The organism is Micropruina sp. (assembly GCF_047606365.1).
Taxonomy (GTDB): domain Bacteria; phylum Actinomycetota; class Actinomycetes; order Propionibacteriales; family Propionibacteriaceae; genus Micropruina.
This window is the reverse complement of the sequence record NZ_JASGEN010000013.1, coordinates 1-19,577: the sequence shown is the minus strand read 5'-3', so window position 1 is coordinate 19,577 and position 19,577 is coordinate 1. Positions and strand designations below refer to the sequence as shown.

16 protein-coding genes are annotated in these 19,577 nt (G+C 70.6%); 10 read left to right on the top strand and 6 right to left on the bottom strand.

Going from position 1 to position 19,577, the window contains the following annotated elements:
• Positions 1 to 14 precede the first annotated feature (14 nt).
• Together QM624_RS02260 and QM624_RS02255 are read left to right on the top strand one after the other, a co-directional pair.
• A complete protein-coding gene (locus QM624_RS02260; protein WP_415088482.1) occupies positions 15 to 2,321 on the top strand; it encodes a hypothetical protein in 2,307 nt (768 codons plus the stop codon).
• Positions 2,322 to 2,440: 119 nt separating this feature from the next.
• Positions 2,441 to 3,403 (top strand): L-lactate dehydrogenase, encoded by a 963-nt coding sequence (locus QM624_RS02255; RefSeq protein WP_415088481.1) that lies wholly within the window; start codon positions 2,441 to 2,443, stop codon positions 3,401 to 3,403.
• Between the two features lie 121 nt (positions 3,404 to 3,524).
• Here the strand turns inward: QM624_RS02255 and QM624_RS02250 are convergent, their stop codons facing one another.
• Positions 3,525 to 4,082, bottom strand: coding sequence for a hypothetical protein (locus tag QM624_RS02250; protein WP_415088480.1), 558 nt, complete (start codon positions 4,080 to 4,082; stop codon positions 3,525 to 3,527).
• 171 nt (positions 4,083 to 4,253) lie between these two features.
• Here QM624_RS02250 and QM624_RS02245 point away from each other — a divergent pair, with 171 nt between their 5' ends.
• The 4 genes from QM624_RS02245 (at position 4,254) to QM624_RS02230 (ending at position 9,151) form a co-directional block, all read left to right on the top strand.
• Positions 4,254 to 4,844: a ScbR family autoregulator-binding transcription factor gene (locus tag QM624_RS02245; protein WP_415088479.1), complete on the top strand. Its 591-nt coding sequence runs from the start codon at positions 4,254 to 4,256 to the stop codon at positions 4,842 to 4,844.
• 87 nt (positions 4,845 to 4,931) lie between these two features.
• Positions 4,932 to 7,334: an FtsX-like permease family protein gene (locus QM624_RS02240; RefSeq protein WP_415088478.1), complete on the top strand. Its 2,403-nt coding sequence runs from the start codon at positions 4,932 to 4,934 to the stop codon at positions 7,332 to 7,334.
• Positions 7,335 to 7,348: 14 nt separating this feature from the next.
• Positions 7,349 to 8,140 (top strand): ABC transporter ATP-binding protein, encoded by a 792-nt coding sequence (locus QM624_RS02235; RefSeq protein ID WP_415088477.1) that lies wholly within the window; start codon positions 7,349 to 7,351, stop codon positions 8,138 to 8,140.
• Between the two features lie 42 nt (positions 8,141 to 8,182).
• On the top strand, positions 8,183 to 9,151 hold the full coding sequence (locus QM624_RS02230) for a hypothetical protein (protein WP_415088476.1): 969 nt from the start codon (positions 8,183 to 8,185) through the stop codon (positions 9,149 to 9,151).
• A 77-nt stretch (positions 9,152 to 9,228) separates the two neighbouring features.
• Here the strand turns inward: QM624_RS02230 and QM624_RS02225 are convergent, their stop codons facing one another.
• Entirely contained in the window at positions 9,229 to 10,014 is a 786-nt protein-coding gene (locus tag QM624_RS02225; RefSeq protein ID WP_415088475.1) for a hypothetical protein, read from the bottom strand.
• A 95-nt stretch (positions 10,015 to 10,109) separates the two neighbouring features.
• On the opposite strand from QM624_RS02225, the gene QM624_RS02220 reads away from it, so the two are divergent.
• Positions 10,110 to 11,090 (top strand): DUF4192 domain-containing protein, encoded by a 981-nt coding sequence (locus QM624_RS02220; RefSeq protein ID WP_415088474.1) that lies wholly within the window; start codon positions 10,110 to 10,112, stop codon positions 11,088 to 11,090.
• A gap of 28 nt (positions 11,091 to 11,118) precedes the next feature.
• Here QM624_RS02220 and QM624_RS02215 read toward each other — a convergent pair whose 3' ends face one another.
• Positions 11,119 to 11,823: a VIT family protein gene (locus QM624_RS02215; protein WP_415088473.1), complete on the bottom strand. Its 705-nt coding sequence runs from the start codon at positions 11,821 to 11,823 to the stop codon at positions 11,119 to 11,121.
• Between the two features lie 167 nt (positions 11,824 to 11,990).
• Here QM624_RS02215 and QM624_RS02210 point away from each other — a divergent pair, with 167 nt between their 5' ends.
• The 3 genes from QM624_RS02210 to holA all read left to right on the top strand — a co-directional run bounded on the left by QM624_RS02210 (position 11,991) and on the right by holA (position 16,212).
• Positions 11,991 to 12,839 (top strand): helix-hairpin-helix domain-containing protein, encoded by an 849-nt coding sequence (locus QM624_RS02210; protein ID WP_415088472.1) that lies wholly within the window; start codon positions 11,991 to 11,993, stop codon positions 12,837 to 12,839.
• Positions 12,826 to 15,159, top strand: a complete 2,334-nt coding sequence (locus QM624_RS02205) for a ComEC/Rec2 family competence protein (RefSeq protein WP_415088471.1) — start codon at positions 12,826 to 12,828, stop codon at positions 15,157 to 15,159. The genes QM624_RS02210 and QM624_RS02205 overlap by 14 nt, the downstream gene beginning before the upstream one ends.
• 66 nt (positions 15,160 to 15,225) lie before the next feature.
• On the top strand, positions 15,226 to 16,212 hold the full coding sequence (holA, locus tag QM624_RS02200; RefSeq protein WP_415088470.1) for a DNA polymerase III subunit delta: 987 nt from the start codon (positions 15,226 to 15,228) through the stop codon (positions 16,210 to 16,212).
• 265 nt (positions 16,213 to 16,477) lie between these two features.
• On the opposite strand, the gene QM624_RS02195 is transcribed toward holA, so the two are convergent.
• From QM624_RS02195 to QM624_RS02185, 3 genes are all read right to left on the bottom strand, one after another.
• Positions 16,478 to 17,020: a hypothetical protein gene (locus QM624_RS02195; RefSeq protein ID WP_415088469.1), complete on the bottom strand. Its 543-nt coding sequence runs from the start codon at positions 17,018 to 17,020 to the stop codon at positions 16,478 to 16,480.
• A 236-nt stretch (positions 17,021 to 17,256) separates the two neighbouring features.
• Positions 17,257 to 17,517, bottom strand: a complete 261-nt coding sequence (rpsT, locus tag QM624_RS02190; RefSeq protein ID WP_415088468.1) for a 30S ribosomal protein S20 — start codon at positions 17,515 to 17,517, stop codon at positions 17,257 to 17,259.
• Positions 17,518 to 17,756: 239 nt separating this feature from the next.
• Positions 17,757 to 19,577, bottom strand: a 1,821-nt coding sequence (locus QM624_RS02185) for a PEP/pyruvate-binding domain-containing protein (RefSeq protein WP_415088467.1), incomplete at its 5' end; no start/stop codon positions are given.

The following is a 19,577-nucleotide window of genomic DNA, read 5'->3' as shown; positions in this document are numbered from 1 at the left end:
ATGCTCTGGGCGCGATGAGCGGGCTGATCTCGAGCCGGCGGCGGCGCAGGCTGTTCGCCGCGCCGGTCCACGGCCGGCGTCCGATCCCACGCTGGAGCTGGGCGCCGTTCGCAGTGCTGGCGGGCGGGCTCGCCCTGCTGACCGCACTGCGCGCCCTCGGGCTCGATGGCCCGCAGTGGTACCTGTGGCTCACCGATCCCCGGCAGCCGTTCGTTCCCGCGGTCTTCCTGGGGTCGATCGTCGCCGCCGCGGCACTGTACGGACGGTCCCGCAACGCCGCGGGGCGGGTCGTCGGCGTGATCTCGGTCTCGGCCTTCGCCGTGGCCGCGGTGCTGCTCGGCCTGGTCTCCTATCTGCATTGCAGCACCGACGGCCCACCCTTCTTCGATCAGCTGATCTGGGTGTTGTCCGGGAACGGCGCCGACCCGTGGGGGTCGGCCCCCGGCTGCCCCGTCCAGCCGCCGCTGGCCCACCACCTGGCTCGGCTGTGCGCGCTGTGGGGTGCGCTGGCCAGCGTGCTCGGGGTGGTGGCCGCCATGTTGCGGCGACAGCTCGACCGTTGGCTGGCGGCCCGCGCGGACCGGGCGATCGTCGTCCTCGGTGCCTCCGAGCAGGCCGCGGCGATGGTCCGGGCCGTCGCCGCCGACCGGTCGCCGTCCACCGCCCTGCTGGTGGTCGATCACACCGGCGACGAGGCGTTCGCCGCGACGGTCCGGTCCATGGGTGGTCGCGTCGTGGCCGCCGAGGGCGTGGATGCCGATCTGCTGCGCAGCCTGCTCACCCGGCGCGGCCGGATCGCCGTCGAGACCGTGCAGATCATCGAGGAGCGGGTGCCGGAGGCGCTCAGCACCTTCGCCCAGATCGCCAAGGTGCTGGACGGCGCCGAGCCGAACCCGGCGCTGGTCAGCCGGGTGCAGCTGCGGATCGACGACCCCTGGGCCGCCGAGAACTGGCGCCGCACCGTCACCGGGACCGACCGGACGTGGCTGGCCGACGCGCTGTCGGCCACGGAACAGACCGCGCGGGCGCTGGTGGCCCGGCTCGACCGGGTGCAGGCGGAACGACTGGTGCTGGCCGGACGGGGTGACCTGGCCGCCGCGGTACTGGCCGAGTTGGCTCGTGCGGAACGTCAGCGCCGGGTGCTGCGGGTGGACAGGACGGCGGCGCGGTTGCAGGTGACGGTGGTGGACGAGGGCGCGGCCGAGTTCGTCGCGGAGCACACCGCCCAGCAGGCACGTTTCGGCAACGATCCCGGCCTCGCCGAGGTGAAGGTCGTCGCCCGGCCCGCCACCGACGCCGTCCTGATCGCCGAGGCCGCTGGCGAGTTGAACACCGTACTGGTCATCGCCGACGACGGGCCGGAACTCAACCGACCCACCCGGCTGGCCGGACAGCTGCCGCGGGTGACGATCCTGGCCGTCGATCCGGCCAGTTCAGAGTTCCCCGACCAGCCCCTGGTGGGCCGGCTGACCAGCTTCGGTGTCGGCCTGCTCAGCGGCGATGAGCCACCGGAGGATCACTGGACGCGGATCGCCCGGCTGCTGCACGCGGCCTATCTGGGCCAGCTCGGCGACGCCGTCGGATCCCGCCCTTCCTCGCGGCCATGGGCGGAGCTGCCCACCTTCTACCGGCAGAGCAATCTGCGCCAGGTCCACACGCTGCTCACCGGGGTCGCCCAACTGGGCCGCACCTGGGCCGCGGAGGGAGCCGGCGAGGAACTCAGCGCCGCCGAGATCGACTTCCTCAGCCGGGCCGAGCACGAATCCTGGCGCCGCTTCCACACCGCGCACGGCTGGCGTCCGGGGCCGCGACGCGACGACTCGCGGCTGGTGCACGACTGGCTGGTCGACTGGGACGCGTTGCCGCCCGCGGCCCGGATGCGGACCATCGCCGGCGTCCGGCGGTCGCTGGCACTGCTCGACACCGCGGGCTACCGCTCGCAGCGGATGCGCACGCTGGCACCCTTCCGCAGGCGCGGCGAGGTGCGGGCCACCCGACTGAGCGAGACCCATCACTGGCGCACCGAGTCGGGCGCCGAGATGACCGGAGTCGCGGGGGACTGGCTGGTCACCGATCCGGACACCGGCCGGCAATGGACCGCCGATCAGCGCGCGTTCGCGTCCGGCCACGAACGGATCGAGGGCGATCGCTACCGCCGGACCGGAACGGTGCTGGCCCGGCCCGCACATCTGGGCGAACATGTCGACACGATCGAGGGTCCGGCCCTCGGCCAGCCGGGCGAGTGGCTGGTGCAGGGCAGCCTGGATGAGCGGTGGCTGGTGCCCACGGCGCGGTTCCGGGCCGCCTACGAACCGGTGTAGGCGCTGCAGATCGGGCTGGCCGAACCGGTGGCGTCCGGTTGTCCGCGGGTTGGAAGTGTTTCGGGGAATGTCAACGATTCCCACCTGCGGCTCCCACTCGCCTCGCTAACGTTCTCTTCATGGCGACTTCCTTGAACACCCCGTCCAAGCTCTCGATCATCGGAGCCGGCGCGGTCGGTTCCTCCCTTGCGTATGCCTCACTGATCCGCGGCTCGGCCGATGAGATCGCCCTGTACGACCTCGACGAGAAGAAGGTGGACGCCGAAGTCCGCGACCTCGGCCACGGCAGCCAGTTCACCCCGTCGTCGGGTGTGATCGGCGGCAACAACATCGAGGTCGTCAAAGACTCCCACGTGGTGATCATCACCGCCGGTGCCAAGCAGAAGCCCGGCCAGACCCGGCTCGATCTGGCCGCCACCAACGTCAACATCCTGAAGTCGCTGATGCCGAAGCTGCTCGAGCAGGCGCCGGACGCGCTGTACGTACTGGTCACCAACCCGTGCGACGTGCTGACCGTCGTCGCCCAGAAGATCAGCGGGCTGCCGAGCAGCCGGGTGTTCTCCACCGGCACCATGCTGGACACCTCCCGGCTGCGCTACGCGATCGCCCAGGCCGCCAACGTGTCGACCGCCCACGTGCACGCCACCATCATGGGTGAGCACGGCGACAGCGAGTTCCCGGTGTGGTCGAGCGCCCGGATCAACAGCGTCCCGATCCGCGACTGGGTCGACTCCACCGGCAAGCGGATGTTCGACGAGGTGCTGCTGGCACAGCTCGGCGACGAGGCCATGCACGCCGCCTACACGGTGATCGAGGGCAAGGGCGCCACCAACTACGCGATCGGCCTGACCGGCGCCCGGCTCACCGAGGCGTTGTTCAGCGGAAAGCGTTCGGTGTTCCCGCTGTCCAGCGTGCTGGACGGCTTCCACGGCCTGAGCGGGGTGGCGCTGTCGGTGCCCAGCCTGGTCTCCAGCCGCGGCATCGAGCGGGTGCTCCAGGTGCCGATGGACGCCCAGGAGATCACCATGCTGAAGCGCTCGGCCGCGACCCTGAAGGAGTCGCTGAAGGCGCTGGGCTTCTGAGTCTTCCGGGGTTGGCTGGTTGAAACCCGGTGACCACCGTTGATTTGAGTTCGTCGGAATCCAGGTCTCGACAAGCTCGACCGACGGCGACGGGTCTCGACAAGCTCGACCAACGGGGGAGTTACTTGAGGGGCTCGGTGCGGGTGGCGATGTCCTTGGCGAGGTCCAGGGCGGCTTCGCGCTGGTTCTCATCGCTGCCGCCCAGGCCGAGCACCCGCACGTAGTAGTTCGCGTCGACCGCGACCAGTGCAGTGGTGGTCGAATCTTCGCCGGTCACGCCCGAGCGCTTGTCGCCGGTGTAATTCGTGGTCTGGCTGAGGGTCTGCAGTTCCTTGGCCAGCGCGGTGCCCTTGGGGTCGTGAACCACCTCGACGGTCAGCAGGCCGCCGCCGTCCTCACCCTGCAACGCGCAGCTGCCGACCCGGCGTCCGTGCTCGAAGGTGGAGAGTTCCCGCAGCCCGGCCACCGGCTGATCGACCACCGACTCGGCCTTCGCGGCGTCCACCCGGTCAGCGCACAGCTGCCCGCGGGTACCGACCAGCGAGGGGCCGGGATCGGGATCCTGCGCGGCGCAGCCGCCCAACAACGCAACAGCGGCCAGCGGCACCAAACCGAGGCGGAGCAGCTGCGCGCGAGCACGCGTCCTGCCGGAATTGCGTGGACGGGAAGGGGAGGGCATGGCCCGAACCCTACTCCGCCGAGGGTGGCCACAAATCGCTCGCCCAAGGATCGTCGGCGCCGATCCAGCGCAGGGCCGCGTCCGGGTTAGACGCGGACGGGCAGAATGCGGCGTGACGAATGTGCTCGCCGGCCGGCGATGGCACCCTGACGATCCCGTGGGAGGTCCGACATGACGATGCAGGCGCGTGCGGTGGAAACGCGGCGGACGATCGTCCGCGCCGCCGCGGATGCCTTCGTCCGGCACGGCTACAGCGGCGCCAGCCTGGCAGAGATCGCGAAGCAGGCGGGCGTCACCAAGGGCGCGCTCTACTTCCATTTCCCGTCCAAGACGGCGCTCGCCGAAGCGATGATCCAGACCCAGCGCGAGGCGAACGACGAGCTGGCCCGCCAGGTGGGTGACCATGACGGCGATGGTCTCGACCTGCTGGTCGAGCTGACCCGGGGGCTGGCCCGACGACTGATCGACGATCCGACGCTGCAGGCAGCGATGCGGCTCGCGGTCGAGCTGGGCGAGACCCGGGACGCCGTGATCGCGGAGACCTATCAGGCCTGGGAGCGGTTGGTCGCCGACGTGGCGCGCGCGGCCAAGGAGCGCGGTGAGTTGGCCGACCGGGTCGAGCCCGCCGAGCTGGCGCGGTTCCTGGTGGCGGCATTCACCGGGCTGCAGACGGTGTCGCTGGTGGCTTCCGGGCTGACCGATCTCGACCGCAGGGTGGAAGAGATGTGGCGGCTGCTGCGCCCGGGCTTGGCGCCCAGTTGAGGCCGCGCCCGGGTCGTCGTCGGACGGACTCGCCGGCGTGAGGTGAGATCAATTGGATAAAAACCGGACGACCGGTATGTTTTATCCATGCCGGATCGCTCGCTAACCCTGTTGCTGCGCCATGCCCGCAACGACCTGACCCGCAACAGCGGGGTGAGCCTGACGCTGTTCGCGATCCTCTTGTTCGGCGCCTTCCTGATGGCCGCCGGCACCGCTGTGGTGGAACGGCTGGTCGGGTCCGTCGACCAACTTTTCGAACAGGCCCGGCCGCCGCACTTCCTGCAGATGCACACCGGCGACTACGACGCCGCTGCGCTGACATCGTTCGCGGCCGGTCGTCCCGGAATCGAGGCGTGGACCGTCGTCGAGTTGTACGGCTTCGACGGTGCCGCGTTGGGCTGGCAACGTCCGTCGACGGGGGAGTCGGGGGACTTCTCCGACAGCCTGATCGACAACCTGTTCGTGGCGCAGAACCGGGACTTCGACTTCCTGATCGACCAGACCGGCGCGATCGCCGCACCGGCGCCCGGCGAGGTGTACGTCCCCGTCGCCTACCAGGCGCGGTTCGGGCTGCTGGCCGGGGATCGGTTGACGGTGGGCGTCGGTGCCGACGCTCGGCAGCTGCGCGTCGCCGGCTTCGTCCGGGACGCCCAGATGGCGTCGTCGCTATCGTCGGCGACCCGGTTCCTGGTCTCTGCGGACGAGCTGCGCGCGCTCGGCGCGACCGGCGGCGGTGCCCCCGAGATCATCGTCGAATACCGGCTGCACGATCCCGCCGACCTCGATGAACTGCAACGCGCCTACCAGGCGGACGACGCACTGCCGAAGAACGGTCAGGCGGTCACCGGCGACATGATCCGGATCGTCAACGTGTTCAGCGACGGCCTGGTCGCTGCGGCACTCATCTTCGCCAGCCTGGTCCTGGTCGCGATCGCGGTGCTGAGCCTGCGGTTCGTGATCCGCGGGGCACTGCAGGCGCAGGTGCGTGAGATCGGCGTGATGAAGGCGATCGGCATTCCGCACCGGCAGATCTCCCAGCTCTACCTGGCCGGCTATGCGGTGCTGACCTTGGCGGCCTGCCTGGTGGGTGGCCTGCTCGGCCCGCCGGTCGCCGGGCTGCTCACCAGCGAGCTTCGATCCCACTACGCCGCGGCGCCGGCCGGACCATGGACGGTGCTGGCGCCGGTCACCGCACTGGCCGCGCTCTTCGCGATGGTGATGCTGATCTGCGCCGGCGTGCTGCGCGGCGTCCGGCGGATCGAGGTGACCACGGCGCTGGTGCACGGCAGCACGCTCACCGAGCGGCAGCTGGCGCGGCAGGCCAAGCGGGCCGCGCGCGGCGTCCGGGCGGACCGCTGGCGATCGGCGACCGGTCGCGCGGTGAACCGTCGCCTGGTGCTGCTGGAGCTGCGGAGCCAATGGCGGCAATGGGTCCTGCTGCCGATCGTCTTCTTCTTGGCCGCGATCGTGATGGTGGTGCCGATGAACCTGCTCAGCACCTTCGAGAGCCCACGGATCGGCAGCTACCTGGGTGCCCCGCCGAGCGACCTGCGGGCCGATCTGCGGTTCTCCGACGACCTGGACGGCGTCCGCTCCGAACTGCTGACTCGGATGCGGGACGACCCTCGGCTGACCGACGTCCGCCTCTATGCCGAGGTGGTGGCCGGCTTGAACGGCCCGGACGGTCCGGAGACGCTGCGCGTCGAGGTCGGCGACTACTCCGGCGGCACGGTCGAGTTCACGACCGGGCGAGCCCCGTTCGATGCCGAGATCGCCTTGTCGGAGCTGAACGCCGAGCGGCACCAGGTGGCTGTGGGCGACCGGTTGCGGCTGAGGATCGCCGGCGAGTGGGCCGAGCGTCGGGTGAGCGGGATCTACGCCGATGTGACCAGCGGCGGCTACACCGCGAAGCTCCCCGGCGAGATCACCGAGGGTGCGTCGGGCTACGTGATCTATGCCGACCTGGCCGAGGGCGCGGACCCGGCCGCGACGGCGTCCGACTACAACGCCCGGTTCCCCTCGGCCACTGTGATTCCGATGGAGGAGTACCTACGGCAGACGCTGGAGCACGTCACCGGTGCCTTCCGGGCCGCGGCGGCGGTGACGCTGATCGCCGGCCTGGGGGTGGCGGCACTGCTGACCTCGCTGGTGCTGCGCCTGCACCTGGCCCGGCACCGACGCTGGATGGGCACGCTGTCCGCGATCGGCTTCTCGGCCCGCGAGATCGCCCCGCAGGTGCGCGCCAAGGCGATGCTTGCGGTGGCCATCGGCACCGGGGTGGGTGCCCTGGCTGCCGCCCTGCTCGGCGACGCTGTGGCCAGTGCCCTGATCGGGATGGCGGGGCTGGGCATCAGCGGTTTCCGTGTGGAGCCCGTGCTGTGGCTGGTCTACGGCGTCTATCCAGTGGCCCTGCTCGGTGCCGGGTGGCTGAGTGCCGTTCTGTCGACGACGCGGCTGCGCCGCACCGACCCGAGCGACTGGCTCGAATGACGAGAGGACAAGCGATGACACAGGCCGAACAGGTGGTGCTGCGAGCGCGCGGGCTGATCAAGACCTACCGCTCTACCGAGCCGCCGACCCAAGTGCTGGGCGGGATCGACCTGACCGTGCGCACCGGTGAGTTCCTGGTCGTGATGGGCGCCTCCGGCTCGGGGAAATCGACGCTGCTGCACACGATCAGCGGCATGGACCGGCCCAGCGCCGGACAGGTGCTGCTGGAGGGTCAGGAGGTGACCCGCCTCAACGACACCGCGTTGAGCCGGATCCGGCTGACCCGGATGGGGTTCGTCTTCCAACAGGCGTACCTGCTGGCCAACCTGAACCTGCGGGACAACATCCTGCTTCCCGCGCTGAAGGGCGCACCGGGCCGAACGGCGGGCGGTTCGCCGACGTCCGAGGTGGTGGCGGCTCGGGTGGACGGCCTGATGGAGCGGTTCGGCATCGCCCAGCTCAAGACGCACGGGATCACCCAGGTCTCCGGCGGGCAGCTGCAGCGGGCCGCGATCTGTCGCGCGCTCGCCGGCGAGCCGGCGATCCTGTTCGCCGACGAGCCGACCGGCGCGTTGAACAGCCGGACCACCACCGAGGTGATGGACGTACTCACTCAGGTGCACCGCGACGGCATGAGCATCGTGCTGGTGACCCACGACCCGGCCTGCGCCGCCCGCGGCGACCGGGTGGTCTATCTGCGCGACGGAATGCTGGTGGACACGCTCGAGCAAGGGCGCTGGGACGCGGGAGAGGCGGATTCGCGCCATCAGGCGCTGCTGGACTGGCTTCGCGGGCACGGGTTCTGAGCACCCGGTAGGCTGACCTCGCGCCTCACAGATTGGACGCCGATGCTGCCGTTGTCCGGACCAGGGTTCTCCCTGTTCGAACAGAACATTCCGCTCGCCATCGCGATCGTGGTGTGCTCGTCGGTCGCCTACGCGGGCGGCTCCACGATGCAGCACGTCGCCGTCGGACGGCTGGTCGATCCCGACGCCGACAACCGGGCGATGGGGCTGCGGCAGCTGTGGCGGTTGATCCGCACGCCGCTGTGGCTGCTGGGCCTGTTCACCATCTTCATCGGTGCGTCGGCGCACATCGTGGCGCTGATGATGGCGCCGGTCACCGTGGTGCAGCCGGTCGGCATTCTCGCCGTTCCGTGGGCCGTGCTGATGTCGGCCCGCATCCATCGCCACACCATCACCCGGGCGATGTGGCTGGCGGTCGCGATGACCGTCGCGGGCATCGTGGTGTTCACCCTGCTGGCCGCGTCCGCGGCGTCCGAACACACCGTGCTCGACCCGGTCGCCATCGCCATCGGCTGCACGGTCATCTGCCTGGCCGGGACGTCGCTGGGCCTGCTCGGCTGGAAGGGCCCGGTGCAGCTGCGCTGCCTGATGTGGGCCTCGGGCGGCTCGTTCTTCTACGGGCTGTCCGCCGGCATGGTGAAGGCCACCTCCGAGGTGATCAAGCACGACGGCTTCCACGGCATGCCGATCTTCTGGGTGGTCGCCCCGTTCCTGGTGCTGTCCTACGGCATCGGCGGTTTCATGGTGCAGCAGGCCCTGGCCAACGGCCCGGCCGAGATCACCGTGGGTTCGATGACCACCACCGACCCGATCGTCGCGGTCACCTTCGGCCTGGTCGTGCTCGGCGAGGGCGTCCGGATCACCGCGTTGACCGGTGTGGGCATGGCGCTCGCCGGCATCTTCGCCGTGTGGGGCGTGGTGCTGCTCTCCCGCTACCACCCGGATGCGATCAAGCCCGAATCGGCGACACCGCCGGAGGCGCCGCGGGTGGCCGCTCAGCAGAACTCCTGAATGCCCCCGCTGGTTTAGCTTGTCGAAACCTCTCGCTTCCCGCTGGAGACTTCGCTCGGCTCAGCCGTCCGCCGCGTTCAGCCCTTCACCGGGAGCGCCGACATCTGGCGACCTGTTCCGGTGGCCAGGATGATCGTGGCGTCGGCCCTGCTCATCGGGAAGAACACGTAGCCGGTGACCGGTTCGCTGTTGTAGACGATGCCCTTGCGGATGTCCGGCGAACGGGGACTGCTGGTGGGGGAGACCACCTCGGTCGACGCGTTGGAGAAGGCCAGGAAGGTGAAGCTGATGCTGCCGCCGTCGGAGTACAGCCTCAACTGCAGTTGCAGGCCCTCATCGGTCCATGACGAGTCGAGGATCTCCCAGCGGCCCTTCTGTCGCTCGTCGGGGGTGTTGAACGGCTGACCCGGCCCGGCTGCGACCGTGCTGCTCGGGCTGGGGCTCGCGCTCGGCGCACCCTCGGGCTGGGACCGCACGTAGATGCCGCCGCCGATGACCAGCACCAGGGTGATCAGTGCGGCGAGGGTGACCAGCAGCGGTGTGCGATTGGGGGGCGGCGTGAACTGGTCGATCGACACATGCGCCGGGGGTTGTGCTCCCAACGCCTGTCGAGGGTCGAAGCCGGGCGTCTGGCCGGGTTGCCCGGAGCCGGGCGGTGGCTGCTGCCCGTAGGACGCCTGGTACGGCGGAGTCGCCGGGGCTTGCCCGGGACCGGGATACGAAGGGCCAGCGCCCGGATTGCCGGGGGACGGCGGGTTCCCCTGGCCGCTCGGCGGCCAAGGCGGTGTGCCCCATGGCGGAGGAGTTCCGGGGCCCTGGGGCGGCGGCGAACCGGGCCAGCCGTTGCCGGGTGCGTTGGTCATCGTCACTCAGGCTACCCGCCCGAGGTTTTCCACAGCACCGCGTCCGGGCTCGAACATTTTGACCATTTTCGCGGGGTGCGGGCGTCACTGAGGGCATGACTTCAGATACTTCCGTCCCCATCGCCCGGGTTCGTGACCTCCCCGACCTGCTGGGGGTCATTCCCCATCTGCTCGGCTTCCATCCCGAGGAGTCGATGGTGCTCATCGTCCAGGACGAGGGCCAGATCGAGCTGACCGCACGCGCCGACCTGGACGATCTGCGGGGTGCCGGGCACCTCGAACTGCTGATCGACCGGATGCTGCTGCGGTGGCCGTCCGGCGCGATGTGGCTGGTTGCCTACACCGCCCGCGAGAGGCAGGGCTGGCGCATGCTGCGCAGGGGTCGTACGCATCTGGGCGATGCCCTGGCCGGCGATCCGATCTGCGTCTCCGGTCACCGCTACCGGGTCGGCAGCGCCCACGGCCCGATCTACCGGCACGATCCCCGGGCGTCGCCGACCGCGGCCTCGGCGACCCTGCACGGCCTGCAGGCACGGCCCAGCCGGTCGACGCTCACCCAGCTGGTGCGTGCCGATCCGCACGAGTGGAGGGCAGCCGAGGACGCCTGGGTGCGCGCGTTGGGCCGTGCTCTCGACCTCGAGGGCGATGACCGTTCCGACGAACTGATGCGCGCCCTGGCCGAGGCACTGCGGGCACCCGGTCAGGTGACCCGCGACGACCTGGCCTGGCTGGGTCTGCTGATCAACGACCCGCTGGCCCGCGACCAGGTGGTGCTGTCGCTGGAACAGCCTGCGGCCGAGGCCTGGGTGGAGCTCTGGTCGCGCGTGGTGCGCGCCTGTCCGCCCGGCACCCAGGATCAGCCGCTGGCGATCCTGGCGCTCGCCGCCTGGGTCAACGGCGACGGCGCACTGCAGTCGGTGTGCCTGGAGGAGATGGATCTGCTCGGCATCGCTCCCGGCCTGAAACAGATGCTCGAGAGTCTGAGCGAGGCGGTGGTGCCGCCCAGCGAATGGGCCGACCTCCGCGAGCGGCTGCGTGCCCTGCTCGACGACGATATCCAAGAGGCCGCTGGTTGAGTGGTCGTCCCGGCGAACGCCGGGATCTCTAGAACAGGCCGCCCACCAGGCTGCCGGCCAGGTAGGTGAGGCCCATGGACAGGCTGCCGACCACGACGTTGCGCACCACCGGACGCAGTGGACGGGCGCCGCTCAGCCGGGCGCTGGTGTAGCCGGTGATGGCCAGGGCGGCCAGGACGGCGGCGATGGTGATGCCCAGGCGCACCTCGATCGGTGCCAGCACGATGCCGAGCAGTGGGATCAGAGCGCCCAGGATGAAGGCGGTCATCGACGCGATCGCGGCCTGCCATGGGTTCGTCTGCTCTTCGGCGTCGATGCCCAGCAGGTCGCGGGCGTGCGCCGGCAACCCGTCATGATCGGCCAGTTCGCCCGCCACCTGGCGGGCCAGGCCCTCAGACAGTCCGCTGTCGACATAGTGGGCGGTGAGCTCGTCGAGCCGGGCATGCGGGTCGCTGTGCAACTCGTCGCGCAGTTCGGCCAACGCCGCCTTCTCGGTGTCGCGTTGGGTGCTGACCGAGACGTATTCGCCGCCACCCATCGACAGTGCTCCGGCAACCAGGCCGGCGACGCCCGCCACGAACACGGCGAACGAGTCGCTGGTCGCGCCGGCTACCCCGAACACGATGCTCGCTGTGGACACGATGCCGTCATTGGCTCCGAGCACTCCTGCGCGCAACCAGTTCAGTCGCGACGCCAACTCGACGTCGGGCCGACTGGCCGCAGCGGTGCTCATGGGCCCACTGTGGCGCGGGCGACTGGCCTCCGACAAGCAAGGAAAGGCTTGCCTTTGTTCACCCGGCGGGCCGCTGACGAGTGGCTGTGCGCGCGTCGGCGTCCGAGTTATCCACAGAGCCCGGAGCAATTTGAACGAATCTTCGGGCAGCGGTCCACGGTGAGGACATGGTGCGCAGAGATCGACCCGCCGATGACCTCTCCGAGGTAGTCAGGCGGCGCCTGGAGGCGTTGCTCGCCGAGATCCCGCCGCGACGCGGCATCGACACCGGAGAGATGTCAGCGCCGGCCCCGGTGGCAGAGCCCGAACGACGACCCGTCCCGGTTGCACCGGCCGACGACGACCCCGAACCCGATCCGCCGGTTGCGGCCCGCGTCCGGACGCCGTTGACGGCATGGGCGCCGCGGGTGCGTCAGTTCGTTCGCGAGCATCTGGTCGTCGTGGGCATCATCGTGCTGAGCGGGGTGCTGTGGGGCGGGTACAGCCTGATGCAGGCGCGCTCGGTTCCGGTGGCCGCGGCCGCCCAGCCTTCGGTGGCGATCAGCGCGGCGTCGCCGACACCGAGCCCGACAGCGACGACGCAGCTGCTGGTGCACGTGCTCGGTGAGGTGCGCCGGCCCGGGGTGGTGAAACTGGCCGAGGGGGCACGGGTGCAGGACGCCCTCGCCGCGGCGGGTGGGCTGACCCGGCGGGCCAAGCCGGGTGACCTCAATCTGGCCGCACCGGTCGCCGACGGCGCGCAGCTGATCATCGGACGCACCGGCAGCCAGGTGCGCGGCGCCGGGGGAAGCGGTGCCGGCGGGACGGCCGGCGCTGACGCGACGGGCAAGATTGACCTGAACACCGCGACCGCTGAGCAACTCGACGCGCTGCCCGGGGTCGGCCCGGTCACCGCGCAGAAGATCCTCGCCTGGCGTGCCGCACACGGCCGCTTCCGCTCTCCGGCGGAGCTGCAGGAGATCGACGGCATCGGTCCCAAGAGCTACGCGGAGATCGCGCCCCATGTCCGAGTCTGAGGTGCCCCGCCCGCCGGCTCCGGTCGACTTCCGTCTGGTGCCCGTCGCGGCCGCCGCCTGGGCGGGCATGTGGATCGCGACCGCCGGAGACACCGGCTGGCTCACGCTGGGTGCGGTGGCGGGCGGTGCCTGCGCCGCACTTTCGTGGCGCAGGCGCTCCTGGGCGCTGGCCGCGATCGCCCTGGTCGTGCTGGCCTGCATGCTGATCGGATGGGCGCGATGGTGGTTGCGCGGACATGACCCGCTGACCCGGCTCGCGCAGCAGCAGGCGGTCGGTGTGGCCGAGTTGACGGTGGTCGGCACAGCACGGGTCGGCGAGCGGCAGGGCGTCCGTCCGCCCTGGTGGTCGAGCAGCGCCCGGCTGGAGACGATCGAGATGCGCGGCGAACGATTGCGCAGCGCCGCGATGGTCCGGGTGAGCGCGAGCGGCGGGGCGATGACGTCGTGGGCGGCCCTCGCCCCGGGAACCCGGGTGCGGGCCACCGTCCGGCTGGCTGAGGCCGAGCCCGGTGAAGCGGTGTCCGTCATGGTGCGGGCTCGGGAACCACCGGTCGTCGTGACACCCCCGGCGCCGCTCGACGCCGCGATCGAGCGGGTCCGAGCCGGACTGCGAGCCAGTGCCGCCCACCTCGACCCGGAGCCACGCGCCCTGGTGCCGGCCCTGGTCGTCGGCGACACCTCGGCGATGCCGGCCACGCTGGTCGACAGGTTTAAGGTCACTGGCTTGACCCATCTGACCGCCGTGTCGGGTGCCAACCTGACGCTGCTGCTGGCCTTCCTGGGCACGGTCGCCCGCAGCTGCGGAGTGACCGGCTGGTGGCTGCGCGGGCTGCTCGGCGTGGGTGTGGTCGGCTTCGTACTGCTCTGCCATTCCGAGCCGAGCGTGGTGCGGGCCGCGGCGATGGGTCTGGTCGGCCTGGTGGCGCTGGGGGCCGGCGGCAGCGGCGGACAGGCCGTCCGGGCGCTGTGCGTGGCGGTGGTGGTGATCGTCTTCGTCGACCCGGGAATGGCCCGGTCGGCGGGTTTCGCGTTGTCGGTGCTGGCCAGCGCGGGGATCGTGGCGTGGTCACGAGCGTGGACCGACGCGTTGGCCCGCTGGATGCCGCGTCCGCTTGCCGAGGGTCTGGCGACACCCCTGGCCGCCCAGCTCGCCACTCAGCCGCTGGTCACCCTGTTATCCGGCCAGATCAGCCTCGCGGGTCTGATCGCGAACCTGGCGGCCGGCCCCCTGGTCGGTCCTGCGACCGTGTTGGGGTTCCTCGCCGCAGCGGTCGCGGTGCCGTTGCTGCCGGTCGCCGCCGTCTGTGCGACCGGTGCCGGATGGTGTGCCCAGGGGTTGTGCTGGATCGCTCGGCTGGGGGAGTTGTTCCCGGCGGCGGCGGTCGCCTGGCCGGCCAATGCGGTCGGGGTCATGCTGGTGCTCGGCGGTTGTGTCGGTCTGGTGCTGGTGATGCCGCGGTTGTTGCGCAGCAAGGTGTGGGCGATCGCGTCCGGCCTGCTGCTGATGCTCGCGTTGCTGCGGCCGCCGAGCCCACCGGGCTGGCCGCCGCCGGAGTGGTCGGTGGTGTTCTGCGATGTGGGTCAGGGCGACGCCACCCTGCTGCGAGTCGGTCCGCACGCCGCGGCTCTGGTCGACGCCGGGCCCGACCCGGCGAAGCTGCGCACCTGCATCGACGGGCTGGGCATCGAGATGGTGCCGCTGGTGGTTCTCACTCACTTCCATGCCGACCACGTCACCGGAGCCCAGGTTGCCGTCCAGGGGCATCGGACGGAGGTCGTAGCGGTGTCCGCGGCGACCAGTCCGGCGTCCGGCTTCGACCTGGTGAAGACAGCGGCAGGTGGTGTCGGGCTGACAATTCTCAAGCCGGGTGACGTCGTTCGGGCGGGCGCGGTGAGCCTGGAGGTGCTGGCGGTGCGGGCCTCTCCCTCCGTGACCGGCAGCGACGAGGGCGAGTCGGCCGCCGAGAACGACGGCTCACTGGTGCTGCGGGCCTCGGTGGGCGGTCTGCGGGTGCTGCTGGCCGGCGACGTCCAAGAAGACGGTCAGCGCAACGCGCTCACTGCCGGAGCGGACCTGACCGCCGACGTGATGCTGGTGCCGCACCACGGATCCGGTCACCAGTCGCCCGAGTTCCTGGCCGCCAGCAGGGCGACCGTCGCGGTGTTCAGCGTGGGAGCCGACAACGACTACGGGCATCCGGCAGTACGCACCCAGCGCGCCGTCCAGAGCCTCGGCATGCGGGTCGCCCGGACCGATCAGCAGGGAGCCGTGGCGATCAGTCGGGTGGACGGCTCGCTGGTGATCACCACCCAGCGGTGAGCGGGCCCGTCCGTTGGTGAGCGGGCCCGTCCGTTCGATGTCGGTGACGGATGGCATGCTGAGCCCATGACCGCGCCGTTCGCGACCGTGACCCTGATTCAGGGTCCTGAAAGCCTCCTCGCCGAGCGAGCCGTGCAGCAGTTGGTGGGCCAGGCGACGCAGGCTCGTCCGGACGCGACGATCAGCAGGGTGCCGGCCGGCGGGCTCGATCGCGGCGGCCTGGCCGAACTGGCGACCGGATCGCTGTTCTCTGAGGCCACCGTGGTCGTCGTCGAGCAGTTGGCGGACCTGCCCGCCGACGTGGCGGACGACCTGGTTGCGCTGGCGTCCGGCCCTGGCGACGACCTGGCGCTGATCCTCGTCCACGAAGGCGGCGCGAAGGGCAAGGCGCTGCTCGACCGGCTGCGCAAAGCGAAGGTCACCCAAGTGGATGCGCCGGCGGTGAAGGCTTGGGAGCTTTCCCAGTTCGTCACCGCGGAAGTGCGGCGCCAGAACGGGCGGGTCGACCGGGCCACCGCCGAAGCTCTGGTGAGTGCTGTCGGCAGCGACCTGCGCAGCGTGGCCGCAGCGGTCGCCCAACTGCTGGCCGACACCGAAGGGGTGATCGCCCAGGCCGATGTGCAGCGCTATTTCGCGGGCCGCGCGGAGACCACCGGCTTCGCCGTCGCCAATCACTGTCTGGACGGCAATCGCGAGGCGGCGCTGGGCAGCCTGCGCTGGGCTCTGGAAACCGGTGTGGCGCCCGTCCTGCTGACCAGTGCGGTCGCCTCGGCGCTGCGCAACCTCGGCAAATATCTCGACGCCCGGGACGAGCGGCTGCGTGACGCCGATCTGGCCCGCCGGGTCGGCGTGCCACCGTGGAAGCTGAAAGACCTGGCCCGTCAGGCACGCGGCTGGACGGCGTCCGGCATCGCGGCGTCGATCCAGCTCGCGGCGCGGGCCGACGCCGAGGTCAAGGGAGCGGCCGGCGATGCCGGTTTCGCCCTGGAGATGCTGGTGCTGGGCGTGATCGAGCAACGGGGACGGGCACGTCAGGCGTCCGGCCGGGTCTAGCCACCCGCGTCCGGTCGGCCGAGCTGAATGCCGAGGGCCCATCCGTCGGCCGAGCTGAATGCCGAGGGCCCGTCCGTCGGCCGAGCTGAATGTCAGACCGTCCGTCGGTCGAGCTTGTCGAGACCCCTCCGGCGCGCGTCTGAACGGTCCGGTCAGTCATGGAAATTGCGCAGGAGAAGGCGAAACCCGTCCGGCGGCGGGGGGACGACCGCTCGGACGGGCTTCGCGTTCGGGGGAGATTGGCGCGTCCCCCGGTCTGGTGATCTCAGCGCTTGACTGAGATGTGTACGTGGTCGAAGTGGTTCGCGGTGGCCCCGCCGCGGTTGGCCATCTTGCGCCAGCGCGGGGTCTGCACCGTCCAGATCTTCTGCCGGAAGATCACGTAGTGGATCTTGTACTTCTTGGCGTTCTTCTTCTTCGCGAAGTACTTGGCGATGGACCAGCCCAGCTTCGAGTTCTTCTTCCACTTCGGGATCATCACGTCGATGGCGCGGCCGGCCGGATGGTCACCGGAGTACCTGCTGCCCGCACGCCAGCCGCCGATGGACTTGATCGCCCGCCAGTCGTTGCGCACCTTGTTGGCGACCTTCTTCGCCTTCTTGGTGAGGCGCTTGTAGTTGTGCACCTTCGCCTTCGGGGCGTTGCCGCTGAGCAGCACGGTGGAGGCCGCCTGCTGGACGGCGGCGGGCTGCGACTCGACGACACCCGAACTGACCGGAGTCGTGCCGACGGCGAACGTGCCGGCGGCCAGCGCCAGCGTGACCGACGCCGTGGCGGCCGAGACGGCCAAGCGCGTGCGATTGCTCATGGTTCTTCCCCGTTTGCTCTGTGGACTCCCTGAGCCCTGTGGGTCCGGCGGCATCGCCAACCCTGAACTGTCTGAGAAACCTAATCACATTCTCAGGTTCGACGCAATTCGTTCAGAATAGTCGAGGGGTTGTCGCGCCGGCTCCGAAGCGTTCAAAGAGGGCCGGGCGGGGAAGAACCGTCCGAGGGGACGCGCAAGCGCCGCCCGAACAAACGGGCGGCGCTTGGCTATTCAGTTCAGAGAGCGGCGGCCTGCGCAGCGATGGCCGACTTGCGGTTGGCGGCCTGGTTGCGGTGGATGACGCCCTTGGAGGCGGCCTTGTCGAGGGCGCGGCAAGCGGTCCTCGCCAGGGTCTGCGCCTTCTCGGTCTCGCCGGCCTCGGCAGCCTCGCGGAACTTGCGCACGTGGGTGCGCAGGGTCGACTTCACGGCCTTGTTGCGCTGACGAGCCTTCTCATTCGTCTTGATGCGCTTCATCTGGGACTTGATGTTCGCCACAGGGCATGCCTCTTCGGTACTGGGTGCTCACGGTGATGCGCGCCCACAGCAGGCGCGGCCACTCACACTATCAAAGCGCGCTCCCGGTCAGCAAAGCGGGTGCTCTGGCCGACTCGCGCCCCGTGGTGGCGAGGGCTCCCACGGTGGGGTCGGCGGGAGGAGATCCCGGGGCAAGCCCGGGATGACGGGTCCTTCGGGTCTCGACAAGCTCGACCAGCGAGGACGCCGGCCGACGGGGATCAGGCCCATTGCGCCAGCATGCGTTGCTCGGTGACGTCGGCGTGCAGGAGCAGGCCCGGAGTACGAGCGACGTGAACGACCTCGGCGAGCCACGGGTCCTCAGGGCACAGCTCGGCGTGCCGGTTCGGCAGCGACGTGATCAGCTCGGGCCGGAACGACACACCGGGCCGGTCGTCGAACAGGGCGGCGTACCAGATGCCGGTCTCGACCAGTTCCTGGAAGAAGTGGCTGCCGTAGGACAGCTCGGGCCGGAACGAGCCGGCGGCGTAGGTGGTCTCCACCAGCACGGTGAACCGGTTGAGGTCGGTGAAGTGCGTCGGCACACCCAGGCCAGGCATCGACGTTCCCCAGCGTCCAGGGCCCACCAGCAGCGCGGCGCCGTCGAGGGCGCGGTTCAGTGCACCGATCCGGTGGGCCACCGCGTAGCGCCCGGGCTCGCCCAGGGCCAGGTAGGCGTCCGGGCGTACCAGCACCACCCAGTCGATCGGCAGCCGGGCGTTGCCGCCCATGAAGTTTCCGGCGGTGGCGAGCAGGCAGCGCTCCGGTACCACTTCGGGGACGCCGACCGCTCCGCCGACCCCGCGGGTCTGCAGCGGACGGCACTGGACGAGGTTGAGCGACACTCGTCCCTGCCGATCGGGGTTCACGGTGAACTCGATGTCCACCGGATGGTCGTAGGCGCCGGCGAGCCGCGCCAGCATGGTGCGCAGCAGCACCGGGAAGTCGGTGTCGCGCAGGAGGGCGCCGAAGTCGATCACCTCAGGCACTCCACGCCCGCGGCGGCCGAGTTCCCGCAACCGGCGGGCCGCGGCGGCGTCCGGGCTGGCCACCAGCGACCAGTCCAGGCCGGACGCCCGGGTCCGGACGTCACCCACCCGCAGCGTGACGGACGCGTTGCCGGCCAGATCGAGCACGTCCACCTGCCGCTGACTCCAACGACCCAGCTCGTCGGCCGGTGCCGGGTTGGCGTTCGGCGCGGCCAGGCTGACGATCCGGGCGAAGTCGCCGCCGGTCCGGTCGACGGCACGGGTGCCGAGGCCGACCACCAGGCGGGCCATGCCGGCATCGGGCAGTGCGGCGTCCCACACGTACAGGCTGGACGAGTTGGCGACGCCGGCGGCGAGCGGGAAGAACAGCTCGCCGTGCAGATCGCCGGAGACGCGTTGCACCAGGATCGCCATCTGCTCGTCGAGGTCGAGCAGGCCCCGGTCGGCCCGGTACCGCAGGGCCTGCGGGCTCACCGCGCTCGCGTAGACGGTGCGGACGGCGTCCTCGAAGGCGGCCAATCGTTCCTGCGGGGTGCCCTGGTTGGCGCAGAACACGCTGTCGTAGGTGCCGGCGAAGGCGTTGCCGTAGTCGTCCTCGAGCAGCGAACTGGAACGGACGATGATCGGCGCCTGCCCGAAATGCTCCAGCACCTGCAGGAAGTCCTCGCGGAACCGGCGCGGAAAGCTGCCGCCCGGGATCCGGGTGTGCAGCGCCTCGGCAGCCCGGCTGCCATCGTCGGCGCGGTGCGTCGTCCAGTCCCGCCACCAGCCGTTGGCCACCAGGAAGCTGACGAACACGTCGCTGCCCAGGAAGAACGAGTCGTGCGGTTCGAGGCGTCCGGCCACGCCGTCCGGCCCCAGCGTCGAGTCCGGCTCGGGCGGGGATTGCTCCAGGATCGCCCGGGCAAGCAGCACGCCCAGCGCTTTGCCGCCGATCCGGCCGGTGCCGACCAGCCGGGACGCCACCGCGAGCAGGTCCACCAGTCGCAGCCGACGCCGGCACAGCTCGGCCATCCGGCCCCGGCCGCCGACCAGGACGGCCAGCAGGGTGGT

What these genes read in the sequence shown, in the direction of transcription:
- QM624_RS02260 (WP_415088482.1), top strand. Translation starts at nt 15, where the DNA reads ATGAGCGGGCTGATCTCGAGCCGGCGGCGGCGCAGGCTGTTCGCCGCG.
- QM624_RS02255 (WP_415088481.1), top strand. Translation starts at nt 2,441, where the DNA reads ATGGCGACTTCCTTGAACACCCCGTCCAAGCTCTCGATCATCGGAGCC.
- QM624_RS02250 (WP_415088480.1), bottom strand. Translation starts at nt 4,082, where the DNA reads ATGCCCTCCCCTTCCCGTCCACGCAATTCCGGCAGGACGCGTGCTCGC.
- QM624_RS02245 (WP_415088479.1), top strand. Translation starts at nt 4,254, where the DNA reads ATGACGATGCAGGCGCGTGCGGTGGAAACGCGGCGGACGATCGTCCGC.
- QM624_RS02240 (WP_415088478.1), top strand. Translation starts at nt 4,932, where the DNA reads ATGCCGGATCGCTCGCTAACCCTGTTGCTGCGCCATGCCCGCAACGAC.
- QM624_RS02235 (WP_415088477.1), top strand. Translation starts at nt 7,349, where the DNA reads ATGACACAGGCCGAACAGGTGGTGCTGCGAGCGCGCGGGCTGATCAAG.
- QM624_RS02230 (WP_415088476.1), top strand. Translation starts at nt 8,183, where the DNA reads ATGCTGCCGTTGTCCGGACCAGGGTTCTCCCTGTTCGAACAGAACATT.
- QM624_RS02225 (WP_415088475.1), bottom strand. Translation starts at nt 10,014, where the DNA reads ATGACCAACGCACCCGGCAACGGCTGGCCCGGTTCGCCGCCGCCCCAG.
- QM624_RS02220 (WP_415088474.1), top strand. Translation starts at nt 10,110, where the DNA reads ATGACTTCAGATACTTCCGTCCCCATCGCCCGGGTTCGTGACCTCCCC.
- QM624_RS02215 (WP_415088473.1), bottom strand. Translation starts at nt 11,823, where the DNA reads ATGAGCACCGCTGCGGCCAGTCGGCCCGACGTCGAGTTGGCGTCGCGA.
- QM624_RS02210 (WP_415088472.1), top strand. Translation starts at nt 11,991, where the DNA reads ATGGTGCGCAGAGATCGACCCGCCGATGACCTCTCCGAGGTAGTCAGG.
- QM624_RS02205 (WP_415088471.1), top strand. Translation starts at nt 12,826, where the DNA reads ATGTCCGAGTCTGAGGTGCCCCGCCCGCCGGCTCCGGTCGACTTCCGT.
- holA (WP_415088470.1), top strand. Translation starts at nt 15,226, where the DNA reads ATGACCGCGCCGTTCGCGACCGTGACCCTGATTCAGGGTCCTGAAAGC.
- QM624_RS02195 (WP_415088469.1), bottom strand. Translation starts at nt 17,020, where the DNA reads ATGAGCAATCGCACGCGCTTGGCCGTCTCGGCCGCCACGGCGTCGGTC.